At 37.6% G+C, this 13715-nt stretch carries 10 protein-coding genes and 1 tRNA gene; 4 read left to right on the top strand and 7 right to left on the bottom strand.

Translation table 11 applies throughout. From position 1 onward, the window contains the following. A partial coding sequence (locus K350_RS0123940) for a transposase (RefSeq protein WP_028982078.1) occupies nt 1-269 on the bottom strand: 269 nt, incomplete at its 3' end. A gap of 255 nt (nt 270-524) precedes the next feature. Here K350_RS0123940 and K350_RS0123935 point away from each other — a divergent pair. Then, nucleotides 525-1229: a hypothetical protein gene (locus K350_RS0123935; RefSeq protein ID WP_028982077.1), complete on the top strand. Its 705-nt coding sequence runs from the start codon at nt 525-527 to the stop codon at nt 1227-1229. Between the two features lie 620 nt (nt 1230-1849). Next, entirely contained in the window at nt 1850-3112 is a 1263-nt protein-coding gene (locus K350_RS30185) for an alpha/beta hydrolase family protein (RefSeq protein ID WP_051313588.1), read from the top strand. A gap of 178 nt (nt 3113-3290) precedes the next feature. On the opposite strand, the gene K350_RS0123925 is transcribed toward K350_RS30185, so the two are convergent. The 6 genes from K350_RS0123925 to K350_RS0123900 form a co-directional block, all read right to left on the bottom strand. Then, nucleotides 3291-3758: a DUF4265 domain-containing protein gene (locus K350_RS0123925; RefSeq protein WP_037576747.1), complete on the bottom strand. Its 468-nt coding sequence runs from the start codon at nt 3756-3758 to the stop codon at nt 3291-3293. Between the two features lie 214 nt (nt 3759-3972). After that, nucleotides 3973-4054, bottom strand: a tRNA-Leu gene (locus K350_RS0123920). Between the two features lie 63 nt (nt 4055-4117). Beyond that, nucleotides 4118-5152, bottom strand: coding sequence for an aldo/keto reductase (locus K350_RS0123915; RefSeq protein ID WP_028982075.1), 1035 nt, complete (start codon nt 5150-5152; stop codon nt 4118-4120). A gap of 395 nt (nt 5153-5547) precedes the next feature. Then, complete coding sequence (locus K350_RS0123910) at nt 5548-7668, bottom strand: hypothetical protein (protein ID WP_028982074.1); 2121 nt, start codon at nt 7666-7668, stop codon at nt 5548-5550. A 56-nt stretch (nt 7669-7724) separates the two neighbouring features. Then, nucleotides 7725-8384 carry a deoxyribose-phosphate aldolase gene (gene deoC / locus K350_RS0123905; RefSeq protein WP_028982073.1) on the bottom strand — a complete coding sequence of 220 codons (660 nt, stop codon included), beginning with the start codon at nt 8382-8384 and terminating at the stop codon, nt 7725-7727. A gap of 1 nt (nt 8385) precedes the next feature. After that, nucleotides 8386-10782 (bottom strand): glycoside hydrolase family 31 protein, encoded by a 2397-nt coding sequence (locus K350_RS0123900; protein WP_081671132.1) that lies wholly within the window; start codon nt 10780-10782, stop codon nt 8386-8388. Between the two features lie 354 nt (nt 10783-11136). On the opposite strand from K350_RS0123900, the gene K350_RS0123895 reads away from it, so the two are divergent. Together K350_RS0123895 and K350_RS0123890 are read left to right on the top strand one after the other, a co-directional pair. After that, a complete protein-coding gene (locus tag K350_RS0123895; RefSeq protein ID WP_028982071.1) occupies nt 11137-12411 on the top strand; it encodes a glycosyltransferase family 4 protein in 1275 nt (424 codons plus the stop codon). A gap of 24 nt (nt 12412-12435) precedes the next feature. Further along, complete coding sequence (locus K350_RS0123890; protein ID WP_028982070.1) at nt 12436-13641, top strand: glycoside hydrolase family 57 protein; 1206 nt, start codon at nt 12436-12438, stop codon at nt 13639-13641. Nucleotides 13642-13715 lie beyond the last annotated feature (74 nt).

Here is a 13715-nt window from a genome sequence, read left to right as displayed (position 1 = left end):
ATTTCTTGATTTTGATCTTTCTTTTCCTCTTGATTCAATTCCACTTTTTTAAATGTAATTGATTTTAATGCACTGAGTCTGCCTTCAGATTTTCGTACCCAATAACTTATCACCGACTTGTTGATGTTGTATTTCTTTGAAAGCATTTTAAAGGTAATGCCTCCAGACTGATATTCCTGGATAATTTGCAACTTTAATCCAATATCATAGGGCTGAGTATTCTTTCTTTTTCCTCTGCCTCTTTTCTTTAAAAATTTAATTTCTGTCATCTTTTACAGGGTTTAAACCTGTAAACCTATTTCAGGACGAGACAACCTCCGGGCTAAAGCCCGAACGCTCCAGGCTTACTTCCGGAGCTTCCAGAAGTAAGCCTGGAAGCTTCAGAAACACTTTTGGAAGAGTCAGGAGTGCTTCTTATTCTTCCAGGAGCAATAACTTAGAAAAAAAGTTGCACAACAATAATTAAAACTCTAATATTGAAGCTGTTAATACTTTTATCTAAACCTAAACTTTTAATTACAGCTATGACAATCAACAATGGATATCTGCCAAAGGCAGATAAAGAAAAAGCAATCTGGCTTAAAAATTTCTCTGGTAAACTTCAAATCCATGCAGCAAACGTGGGCATCGCCTCGGAAGAGGTAATCGGTGTCTCCAATGACGCATTAGCGTTTTTGTATGCCCTCGAAATGGTGGAAAATTCAAAGAATGAAGCGGCTCAGAAGGTCGCTTTCAAAAACCTGCTTGCAGATGGTTCGGAAGCTGTTGCGCTTACGTATCCGGCTTCAATCCCCGCTCTTAATCAACCTGCATTGGTAAAAGCCGGTATCTTCAAGAGGACAGGTAAACTGGTGCAGAGAATCAAAAATCACCCTAACTACAACGAATCCATTGGTAAGGATCTCGGCGTTATCGGGGCAGAATATACTCTGGACAGAATTACCATGAAGCCTGAAATCAGCGGTGGTCTTGATGCTCATCGTCCGCTCATCAAGTGGAAAAAAGGAACTGCGGATTCTATAGACATCTATGTAGACCGCAAAGATGGTAAAGGGTTTGTGTTCCTCGCCAACGATTCCACTCCGGACTACATAGACACACATCCTCTGTCTTCTGGCTCGGATACTGCTATCTGGTCTTACAAAGGAATCTACAAGATTCAAGATGAACAGGTAGGTGAATTCTCCAACATCATCAACATTACTGTCACCAGACAGATAGAGGTGTAAAAAAGGATTTTCTGTTTTGAATAGATCCATACCCTCCGAGGCTTTAAGTAGTCCGGAGGGTTTTCTTTTTAAACAGGGATTTATGGGATGAGGAGATAGACAGGATTAATTCTGAATTGTCTGAACTGGGATTGATATACAGGATTATCCTTCAATACTCATCCTCCTCTTATCAATGTCCCCAATAGTCCTCGTTTGCCTTTCCACAAACTATGCTAATTAAAATAAAACTAACGTGGATTCATGATAATAGCGATTGCATCACTATTCATTAGTGCTAACCAGCCCAACATAAGACACAAGCTTTCCAGACGCCCCTTGTATATTCAGCCTGCAACGAAAGTAAGTTTAATAACTTGCTGTATACTCCCGATAAATTCAACGTCTATTAGTCCCATCTTTCCTGAACAATTGATTGCACTTGAATACATATAATCCTCCAGACATCAGACAATACCTGCTTCAACAGGTTTTACATGCATACATAACAATCTTCATATCCTTTAGCTCAATGTCCCAGCTTAGAGTATTTTCATATTAAATTCAATATAAGTATATAATAGCGAAATGAACATCTTTGCAGTTCATTCGTTCCGTTTATTCGGCTTTAAACATCATTTATGGAAAGAAGAAACTCTATAAAAGGTGCGGACCTGAAAAGCGCTCAGGAACCCTCCCTCCCTCCCACACATAATTTTTATAAAACAGAGAGCAACGAATTTAAATTTATTAATGTACTGGGAAAAGCTCATTATAAGTTTGCCGACTTAGGGGAATTGCTGGCAATAAAAAATCTTACCGACGAAAACAATGCCATCAGTTTTGTGAATTCCTATGTAAAATTTGCAGATGCCTGTAAAATGACTGCAGAGGATTGCCAAAAGAAAGGACACCGTGAGAGTGCGAGAGATGCCTTTCTGCGTGCGAGTACTTATTATTATGCTGCCACAGATTACCTGGATGAAGCAGGACATCCAGAAAAGTTTCTGTCCCTTTTCAAAACTCACCGGTTCTGCTGGCAATCAGCGGCGAAGCTGATGGACTTCAGATATGAAGAATTTGATATTCCATACGAAGACACTACACTACAAGGATTTTTCATAGGCCACCGATCTGATAAGTCACCACGCCCTCTATGTATTTTTAATAATGGCAGCGACGGGCCAATACTCGACTGGTGGACTATGGGCGGAGCGGGAATGTTTGAAAGAGGTTATAACCTGGTAACATTTGACGGACCGGGACAAGGAAGTTCGCTCTTCGAAAAAAATCTTCATTTAAGGTACGATTGGGAAAAAGTGATAACGCCAGTAATAAATAGTATTATCGATAGACCAGAGGTAGATAACAATAAAATTGTATTGCTTGGAATAAGTCAAGCCGGGTACTGGGTATCTCGTGCCGCTGCATATGAAAAACGTTTGAAAGCAATTGTGACAGACCCTGGTGTATGTGATGTAAGCAGTTCATGGACCGCCCATCTCCCCAAAGAAATGCATGACCTCCTACAGTCTGACAATAAGGATATGTTTAATAAATATATGCTGGAAGGATTTAAACAAATGCCTGAGGCTGAAATAATGTTTAACTTTCGGGCAAGGCCCTATGGTTTCAACAATCCTTACGATACCTATAAAGAGGTACAGAAATATAACCTGACTGGTATTGCAGAAAAAATTAGTTGTCCTGTAATTATTACTTCTCCTGAAAATGAATCATTCTGGCCCGGCCAATCACAGCAACTATACGACATGATCAGAGCCCCGAAACAAATGATCGTATTTACAGCCACCGAGGGCGCCAACTTTCATTGTGAGCCTAAAGCCAGAGTGCTCTGGGAACAAAGAGTGTTAGACTCATTAGATGATATATTGAAACTATAGGATGCTTTTGTTAATTGGCCAAAAACTGTAAAACGAAATACAATATTGCTCACCGGCTGGTAGAATAATATTAACGAGGATTCACAAGAATAGCGATTGCATCGTCACTGCAAAACCTCAAAAAGAAATCCCCCTTCACTCCAAACATATTTCAAAAGGCCATATAAGCCAGTTGTTTTCAATATCTGTGTCCGTCTGCTAAACATGGTTCTGCATATACAATTATTTCCTTTGTTTCCATCTCGTCCAGCTTTTGCTTTATATTTTTATAGTCAACAGAAAATGGAATTTCCATTGAAAAATAACCTTCGTTTACTTTTTCAGAGACACAGCCAAGTTCCCGAAACATATCGCGAATTGTATTGATGTCCGTAAACTTGTCCATTAACACAATTTGGATTGTCGAGTTCCCTGAATATTCTACTGTCTTGCGATAAGTTAGCATTTGTTCTTGGTCGTCAAACTCTGCGAACACAACGTCATCTGAAGCAACGAGCGGTGCATAAAACGGAATGCTATCCAGCTTGTAAAGTCCTTTGTCTCTGTCAACAATTGCAGCCCACATTGTTTCGACCATTTCTTCATCAAAGATATTACTGTGAAAACGGAATAATATTTTAACGTAATTGTCGTCCAGTGTCATCATTTTAAAATTGGCTAAAACGGTTGGTTTATTAAAGTGGGCAGATTAAAGAGTATTTCTATGGCTGAATCAAAAGCAATTTGTTTTAAAAGTTTATTAACCTCCAGGTTATAACTTTTTGCTTTTAAATAAACGGTGAGTTTTTCAAAGTCGAACAGCTGTATATAAAAAAAGAAGCAAGAGTGTGAGCTCTTGCTCCCCACTCTTGCTTTCCAAGTACCCAAGGGGGGATTTGAACCCCCACGCCTTACGGCATACGCACCTCAAACGTATATGTCTACCAGTTTCACCACCTGGGCATCCTTATTGGTTTTACAAACTTATGAGTATTTAAAGATAATTCCAAAATCATAAATCAAATATTACCATTTTTCCCGGTGATTTTCCAAAGCATGCCTCATGCCACCATACAAATTATTTCTCATACCGTCATTCACAAGGAAATCATGAGGAAATCCTAGCTCAATTTTACTTGCCTCATCCAATCTTTTTATCTGATCATGAGTGAGTTTAAAATTAAGACAGGCCATGTTTTCCCGCATTTGATTTTCTTTTCTTGCGCCTATCACCGGTATCACAATTTGATTCTTCTGTCTCAGCCAGTTTAGTGCCACCTGAGCACAAGAGCAACCTGCTTCTTCTGCTATTTCTCTTACAGATGATACGATTTCCTGATTTCTGGCATTTAATCTTACACTGTCAGCTTTAAGTCTGTTGCCATCTCCTCCACCACCAAGGTATTTTCCTGTCAATGCACCTCCTGCTATTGGCGCCCATGCAGTCACTGCTATATCCAGATGCTTTGCCATTGGTAAAAACTCACGCTCAGGTGTACGTTGAAGCAGACTATATTCTACCTGCATTCCTGCAAATGAAGACCAGCCTCTTAACTCTGCAATAGCATTGGACATAGATATAATCCAAGCAGGGGTATCACTTATGGCAATATAAAATACCTTGCCAGCCCTTACCAGATCATCCAATGCTCTTAATACCTCTTCTACAGGTGTTGTGAAATCCCACGCATGAAGATACAGAACATCAACATAATCTGTTTTAAGCCTCTTAAGACTTCCTTCCAAAGACTGAACAAGATTCTTTCTATGGTTACCAGAGGCGTTTACATCATGCATTCTGTTATAAAGTGAATACTTTGTAGCAACAACAAATGTAGAACGTTCAGTGGCTATAAAGTCCCCCACAAACTTCTCACTGGTTCCTTCTGTATAGCGATTTGCTGTATCTATAAAATTTCCTCCCGCTTTTGTAAAGATGTCAAACATCTTCTGACATTCATCTTTATCAGCTCCGTATCCCCAGTCTCCACCGAAAGTCATAGTTCCCAGACAAAGCTCAGACACTCTGAGGCCGCTCTTTCCAAAAAGTTTATATTTCATTTTGCAATAATTAAGAAGTTACTGATTCTGATTTGAAAAAGTATGCAACAGATTCAAATGATTTATATAAATTAGGTTAATTCTCATTTGTCATAAAGTCATCTTTGCTAAAATTTAGCAAACAATCCAATCTCTTTGACTCTTTTGCTTCCCTTCAACAGATTGTGTGTTGCATATCCACAAAGACCTCACCCTAAATCCCTCTCCTGAAGGATAGGGACTTTAATGTATATGTTATTAGCTATATATCGGTTTTAAAATCATATATTTTATTTCGTAGACTGTCCCCTTCTCCTTCAGGAGAAGGGTTAGGGATGAGGTATTCTTTTGCATCGCTGCATAACTCAATTCAAGGTAAAAGTGTTTTGTTAAAAACTATTTTTCTCTTAATAAATCTAGAAATTGAATGTCACACCAGGGCCAAATACAGCAAAGAATGTATTATTCTTTAAGAGATACCCACAGCCTGCATACAAAGGGAAACTAAACTTAGATTCTTTTCTAACCGGAAACAGTGAACCAAGCACTACAAATCCAAGATCTCTTTGTTTGTTATTTTCGCTTAGGTTAAATATATCCAAAGCAATAAATCCCGCACCTATCTTATATGGCTTTAACTTACCTACCTTTTGTTGATCATAAAAACTGAATTGAGCAAGAAAGGCAATACTTATACCTGTTAAATTACCAAAACCTGATTGTGAAAATTTCTTCACTAAGAGTCCTGTGGGAAAGGAAACCTGAAGATCCAGGGCTGTTATCATTTCTTTAATAAAAGTGATTTTCTGTGAATATCCGGGGACACTATATTTCTGATCATTATGTTTTATAGTAATCTCCAGCCTCCACCAACCCTCCATGTCATAGGTTTTATGCAGCAGATAATCATTAATATTAATCTCTCCTTTTTTACAGTCTTTTACATCATAGAAAAAATATCTTGGAGATGCTTCACCAGGACATACTACTACATTATCTATCTTCTGAAATTCAATAAGATCACTTTTAGTATTGTAGATCCTTACCTCTATGTTCAGATACTGCTTACCATAAAATCTTGTTTTCGTATCAATATTATTTTCAAAAAACACAATATTGACATCTTTAATCGGTGCTCTTGTTAATACTGGTTTATTAAATACATTTCCGGAAAGCGGTATTACTTCTTTATCATAACTCACCCCTACAAATCCTAAAGCTTTAGGAACCTGAAACTCTCTTAACTGAAGGTCATACTTAGTAATGATGCCATTCATATAAAGAGAAATTCTCCTTTTAATAATATCAGTAGGAATTTTAATAAGATAAAATTTAACGTTATCAGAAGTTCTTGTCGTATCATAGCTGACATCTTTTACACCGTCAAAATAAAAATCAGCTTTGTAAAGTCCTCGTCCTTCTATCTTCACTTCTACCCTTTCCCCAGGATATACTACCGTGCTGCTTGTCCAGTCCTGGCCCTCTCTGAGTACAGATATATTCTCCACTGTAGGTTTTTCCAATACATTAAAATTGGTAATAAACTCAAGTTCATCACCGTCTTTAATGAAGAGATAACCTTCTGACATTTTATGAAGTGTATAAGGTCTCAATACAGCAAGAATTTTATTACTGTTTCCCACCACAGAAACGGTGTACAATTCTGCCACAAGGCGACCTCCTGGCTTCTGTTGATTTTCTATCCTGTAAGTTTTTCCAAGTTCAAAATTTCTATGAAAATCAACCTGTACTTCTTCAGTTTGGAGAGAAGCAGGATCAAGGAAGAATTCACTCCTGTCAAGATTTACATACCCAATGCGACTGGGCTTGATATTAAATTTTAATTTTACAGGCGGCAGATCAAAACTTAGTTCATTATTATCTTTCAGAAAAGGAGATACTGTTTTCAGATTTAAAACCAGGTCTTTATAACCCACACTTTCTGGATGAACAAAAAATTTAATAGTATTATTATCTCCTTTTTGCAATCTGAACTTTAGAGGCCCCGCGACCTGCCAATCAGAAGGAATTCTGATATTAAAGATATTTTTTGCAGGAAGCTCGATAGTCCTGTCTTCACCTATATAAAGATCCTGCGCCTCGACAGGAGCCCCCACAAAGGTCTCAAAGAAAGGACTCATCTTAATTTCATCCGTGATCAAGCCTGCATCTGTCTCTGCAATCATTACCAATCTGAGGAATCTGATATCCGGAAGATTCAATAATCTTATCTTTCCCCTGAAATATTTATTTCCAATTTCCTTTAAAGAGTCAAGTACCATATAGTCTGCAGATCCTGCAACATGTAATCGCTTTATCTTAATCCCCTCTTCAGGATATAGAGTAATTTCCATGATCTCATCTTTGTTTTCCGCTTTAAAAAACAAAGTCTTTTCATCTTTATAAACTCTTGAATCTTCGGGGTATTGGTACTGAGCAATATCGATACGAAAATCTATTTTCTTAAAAAAATTGGATTGTTGTGCTTGAGCAGATACAACAATCAATAGAAATATAATAAACAGAAATGCTCTCATGAATAACAATACACAAAATTATGATTCCTTAATCCTGAAAAGATAAGTATAAAAAATCAGGATGAAAGATAATCCTTCATTATAGCAACAGAAGAAGAAGTTCCAATGCGATCAGCTCCCGCATCAATCATTGCTTTAACATCTGTTAGTGTTTTTATTCCTCCGGAAGCTTTTATTCCAGTAGTTGAAGGAATATTTTGTTTTATAAGCTTAATATGCTCAGGAGTAGCACCAGCAGGGGCAAGTCCTGTTGATGTTTTTATAAAGTCAGCACCGGCATCAGCTGCCGCTTTACTTGCCTTCACAATCTCTTCATCAGTAAGATATGCTGTTTCAATTATCACTTTCAGAATCTTTTGTTGCTCGTGACAACATTTAGCAGCTTTGGCAATATCAATCTTAAACCACTCCATTCCGGATTTAAAAGCAGAAATATTCATCACCAGATCAAGTTCATCTGCTCCCATTGCAATGGCATGCTTAATTTCTTCAAGCCTGGTTTCTGTGAGTTGATATCCTAATGGAAACCCAATTACTGTAACCAAACTGATATCCGCATCACCTACTTCTCTCTTTGCCCTTTTAAGCCAAAAAGTTGGAACACAAATGCCAAAGAGTCTAAACTCTTTGGCCTCTGCTACCAACTTATCTATGTCTTTATCTGTAATAACTGGTTTTAAATTAGTGTGCTCAAGGTATAAATTTATTTCACTCATTTTATGATATCACTAATTTACCGAAGTGAATCGGAACCATTACCTTAATTTCATTTTTATCCTGATTCTCCATAGTAAACGCTACCTCCTGCCCATCAACTTCGCACTTTCTAGGCTCAAATGACAGACCGTGTACATTAACAGCAAAACTATGGTAAGTTGGAGTAAATTCTCCTTGAGCAGATTGCTCAATTACAAACTGATTATCGGAACCACTGGTATTGAAAGTTCTTACATTATACTGCCCCTGTTCATATCCATACCCATCACCTGAATCTTCATATACAACAGATGTATGAGATTTGGTATAGTAATAAGCATGAAGGATTAATTCTTTCAGTTCAACCTCTCCGACATATTGCATCACTGGATACATCGGAATAATAGAACCTGCTCTTACAAAAATAGGTACTCTGTTAAGATCTGCTTCTGCCCATACTTCCATGTTTCCGTGGAAGCGTTCATCGTCCCAGAAGTAATACCATACTCCTGAAGGCAGATACAACCAACGACCATCGGCTTCAGCCTGAGTAACAGGAATTACAAGCAGATTATCTCCTACTCCAAATTCATCTTGGCGGAAATACGTTTCGGTATCGCTCTGATCTAGGAATGTCAATGGCCTTAAGAATGGTGTACCGAATTTTGAATACTGCCAGAAGGTAGTATACAGATAAGGCAACAGTTTGTATCTTAATTCAATGGTCTTTTTAGCTAACTCAGCATACTCTTCCCCGAATGACCATGGTTCCTGATCTCCGTGATCACCAGATGAGTGCGTTCTGCAGAATGCATGAAATATACCAAGTTGCAGCCAACGGATATACATTTCACCAGAAGGAGTTTCAATAAATCCACCTATGTCAGAACCACAGAAAGAAATACCTGAAATAGCTAATCTCTGACACATTACATTCGCAAGCCACAAATGCTCCCATGAAGCTACGTTATCACCTGTCCATACACTTGAATATTTTTGTATCCCGGAATAAGCAGATCTTGTAATATTGAAAGGACGATAGTTTGGAGCAAGAAACCTTTTGATACCATCATAAGTGGCTTTGGCCATTTGCATGCCAAATACGTTGTGAGCTTTTCTATGACTGCAAGGATCGCCATCATAGTTGTGCCTTACATCATTAGGGAATGTTTCAATCTCAAACACAGCAGGTTCGTTCATATCGTTCCATACACCTCGAACTCCTGTTTCAATAAGGCCTTTAAACAAGCCTGACCACCATTCTCTCACCTCAGGATTTGTAAAATCAGGAAAGTTACATTTTCCAGGCCATACGGATCCTCGCATAAGCGGGCCATCTTGTCTTTTACAGAAATAATCCTTTTCTATTGCCTCTTGATATACCCAGTAATTTTTATCAATCTTAATTCCCGGATCTATAATGACTACAAGCTTATAACCATCTTTTGCTAATTCGTTCGTCAACCCTTTAGGATCAGGGAAATAATCTTTATTCCAGGTGAAGCACCTGAAGCCATCCATATAGTCAATATCAAGATAAAGGGCATCGCATGGTATACTTCTTTTTCTGAACTCCGAAGCAATATTCTTTACAACCTTTTCAGGATAGTAACTCCATTTACATTGATGATACCCAAGAGACCATAATGGAGGAAGTTCAGGCTTGCCTGTCATATTGGTGTAGGTTTCTACTACATCCATAAGCTCAGGTCCATAGATGAAATAATAGTTCATTTCTCCACCATGTGCCCAGTAACTATATACATTCTTTCTTTCAAACCCGAAGTCAAAAAAAGTTCTGAAAGAATTATCAAAAAGAACTCCATATCCGATCTTGTGGTGGAGCCCCATAAAAAACGGAATGTTCTTATATAAAGGATCTGCATTTTTCATAAACCCATAGGTATCTTTACCCCAGAGTTCAAACCTCTTACCTCTCAGATTCAGATCAGTAGGCTTATCTCCAAGGCCGAAAAAATGTTCCCCACTTTGAACCTTCTTACTCATCATCACAATCTCCCCGCCATAGTCTTTATGCTCTTCCCAGTGAAACCCCTTTTCATCGTCGATCACAACTTTACCTTCTTTATCAAAGATTGTAATAAGAAGACGATGTTTGGTAATTACGACATCAAGAAAGGCAGTGCCGATTGTAAACTTCTCTCCATCTTCTTTAATATCCAGGGCTTTCACCTTTCCCTCATAATTATGAGCACCTGAATAGGAAAAATCTCTTTGAAAAATGCTCTCGGGAGAATACCTGAAGCGAATAACCTTATCGCTTTTAACACTCACCTCTAACGCAGATTCCGTACAATAGAAATAAAATGTATAACCATCGCGTTTCCAGCTTTGAACTGTATCGGGAAACTGTTGAACAGATATCTGATTCTGCCCTAGATTCATGTAACTTTCCATAAGAACAATTTTAAAGCCCTTTATGCAAAACCTGGCAAAAGGTTGCATAAAAAAGACATAGTACAATTTTAAATTCGTTTATTAACACTTTCCTATAAAGTTCTTCTTGCTTTACTAAGAGTAAAAACTTTTTTTAACAATTAAAAAAGAAAGATAGAAAACATCTCTTTTTTTTTATTCGTTTATACTCTCTTTGAGCAACTTTCCAATGGTTTCAAAAGTCTCAACTAAAACTATTTTTATAATGTTGAGTTATTGATAAACTGATTTTGTTCAATTAAGTTTATTTAAAAAAAAGAAAAACACTACGCTGATTATCTGGTTATAAAGTAGATTTTTCAAGGAAAGACTAATATGAGAAAACCAAGAGTACTAATGCTCGGATGGGAGTTCCCTCCCATTATAAATGGCGGCCTTGGGGTTGCCTGTCTCGGGTTGTGCAAAGCTTTATCCCAACATGTAGAGCTGTCCATGATCATCCCAAAATCAGATCCTAATTACATGGTTAACAATGTGGAACTGATAGGGCTGAATAACGTCGAAGTAGAGAATCTTAAAAAGATCCGCACCAGCAAATACTATAAAGAATTTGCCCATGTCACTACTGTAGAGGCCAATATTTTTCCTTACGAAACTGCTGAATCAGATTTTGATATCATTAGAGGAAAGTCTATAGACTTCAAGTTGGATACCAATGTGAATGTCTTCAAAGTAGGCGACCTTTACGGAGATGATGTTATCAACAAAGTGATTGAATACGCTAAGTTTTGCGCTCGTCTTGCAATGACAAAAGATTTTGATATTATTCATTGTCATGATTGGATGACTTTTCTTGCAGGCATTGAGATCAAAGCCCTGTCAGGGAAACCGTTGGTGCTTCATGTTCATTCTTTGGACTATGACAGAGGTGGACCTGATAGCAGAGGCTGGGTTTACGATATCGAAAGATGGGGTATGCACTATGCAGATGCCATAATTCCAGTAAGCCGTTACACAGGTTCTATTGCTAAGAACCATTATGATGTAGATGAAAGAAAAATCTACCCTGTTCACAATGGAGCAGATCCTGTTCATGTATTTCATGATACGAAGGATTTTCCTGAAAAACTTGTTCTGTTTTTAGGAAGAGTTACAGGTCAAAAAGGACCTGAGTATTTTCTTGACATAGCTTCTAAAGTAATAGAGCATGCACCCAATTCAAGATTTGTAATGGCAGGAACAGGAGATAAACTAAGAGGACTCATAGAATCAGGTGCTTACAGACAAATTGGAAATAAATTCCATTTCACAGGGTTCTTAAATAAAGAGAAAGTTCATAAGCTGCTTTCAATTGCTGATGTATATGTGATGCCATCAGTATCAGAGCCTTTCGGACTATCTGCTTTGGAAGCCGCTCAGTTTGGAATTCCCTGCGTGATATCTAAGCAGTCAGGAGTATCAGAAGTATTGTACGGGGCACTGAAAGCTGATTTCTGGGATGTTGATAAAATGGCAGGACATATAATATCTTTGCTTCAGAACGATTCCCTAAGAGAATCCGTAGTTAAAGATGCATTCCGTGATCTGGAAAATCTAACATGGGATAAAGCTGCTGATAAAGTAGCAGATGTTTATAAAAGAGTACTTTAAAAATATTTAAAAATCATTCGGATTATGCCAGCAGTTTGTTTTTATTTTCAGGTACATCAACCATACCGGCTAAAACAGTATTCGTTCTTCAATATAGGTAATGATCATAATTACTCGGACGAAAGACTAAACAAAGAAATTCTGAATAAAGTATCAGATAAATGCTATTTACCAGCAAACAAGCTGATGCTTGAACTTATCAAAAAGTTCAATAAGCAGTTCAGAATATCATATTCCATCAGTGGAATAGCTCTGGAACAATTCGAAAAATACAGACCTGATGTATTGGAGTCTTTTATTGACCTTGCTAGAACGGGCTGTGTGGAGTTTCTTGGAGAAACTTATCACCACTCACTAAGCTATCTTTATTCCAAAGATGAATTTGTGAGACAGATAGAACTTCATGAAAAGAAAATCAAACATTACTTTAATCAGGAGCCAGTTGTTTTCAGAAACACAGAATTGATTTACAACAACGATCTGGCTGATTTTATTCAGAAGATGGGCTACAAAGCAATACTCTGTGAAGGTGTTGATGGCCTTCTTCAAGGTAGAACACCCAATCAGGTTTATACTGCTCCCAACAACAAGAAAATTAAATGTCTTCTTAAAAACTTCAGACTATCAGATGACATTGCTTTCAGATTTTCAAACAGCGACTGGCCTGAATATCCGCTTACTGCGCAAAAATTTGCTTCATGGCTTCACAATGCTCAATCTGCAGATACTATTAATCTGTTTATGGATTATGAAACCTTTGGTGAACACCAATGGAAAGAAACTGGCATTTTTGAATTTATGGCGCACCTGCCGGAAGAAATTTTAAAGAATAAAGATTTTTCATTCAAAACTGTTGGAGAAGTTGCTGATGATTATCAAATCAAAGATGTTTATGATGCACATGCAACTACATCCTGGGCAGATTCAGAAAGAGATCTTAGCGCCTGGTTGAGCAACTCAATGCAATCTGAATCTCTTTCCAAATTATATGCTATGGAAGAGGATGTAAAAAACTCCGGAGATAAAGACCTGATAGAAAGATGGGCGAGACTACAAACCTCAGATCTTTTCTATTATATGTGTACAAAATATTGGTCAGATGGAGTAGTACATAAATACTTCAGTCCTTATAACTCCCCTTACGATTCATACATTTACTTCATTAATGCACTTGCAGATCTGGAAGTGGAGGTAAATAAACATTCACTAGCTACAGCAAGAGTGTTTTAAGTTTGCCTTATATTCATTTACTTTGCCTTATTGCAAGCTTTCTAAGTATGCAATAAGGCTTTTTATTTTACAAG

The sequence above is a fragment of the Sporocytophaga myxococcoides DSM 11118 genome, from assembly GCF_000426725.1.
GTDB classification, from domain to species: domain Bacteria; phylum Bacteroidota; class Bacteroidia; order Cytophagales; family Cytophagaceae; genus Sporocytophaga; species Sporocytophaga myxococcoides.
Note: the sequence above shows the minus strand (reverse complement) of the source record. Positions and strands in the feature narration are given on the sequence as shown.

What these genes read in the sequence shown, in the direction of transcription:
- K350_RS0123935 (WP_028982077.1), top strand. Translation starts at nt 525, where the DNA reads ATGACAATCAACAATGGATATCTGCCAAAGGCAGATAAAGAAAAAGCA.
- K350_RS30185 (WP_051313588.1), top strand. Translation starts at nt 1,850, where the DNA reads ATGGAAAGAAGAAACTCTATAAAAGGTGCGGACCTGAAAAGCGCTCAG.
- K350_RS0123925 (WP_037576747.1), bottom strand. Translation starts at nt 3,758, where the DNA reads ATGATGACACTGGACGACAATTACGTTAAAATATTATTCCGTTTTCAC.
- K350_RS0123915 (WP_028982075.1), bottom strand. Translation starts at nt 5,152, where the DNA reads ATGAAATATAAACTTTTTGGAAAGAGCGGCCTCAGAGTGTCTGAGCTT.
- K350_RS0123910 (WP_028982074.1), bottom strand. Translation starts at nt 7,668, where the DNA reads ATGAGAGCATTTCTGTTTATTATATTTCTATTGATTGTTGTATCTGCT.
- deoC (WP_028982073.1), bottom strand. Translation starts at nt 8,384, where the DNA reads ATGAGTGAAATAAATTTATACCTTGAGCACACTAATTTAAAACCAGTT.
- K350_RS0123900 (WP_081671132.1), bottom strand. Translation starts at nt 10,782, where the DNA reads ATGGAAAGTTACATGAATCTAGGGCAGAATCAGATATCTGTTCAACAG.
- K350_RS0123895 (WP_028982071.1), top strand. Translation starts at nt 11,137, where the DNA reads ATGAGAAAACCAAGAGTACTAATGCTCGGATGGGAGTTCCCTCCCATT.
- K350_RS0123890 (WP_028982070.1), top strand. Translation starts at nt 12,436, where the DNA reads ATGCCAGCAGTTTGTTTTTATTTTCAGGTACATCAACCATACCGGCTA.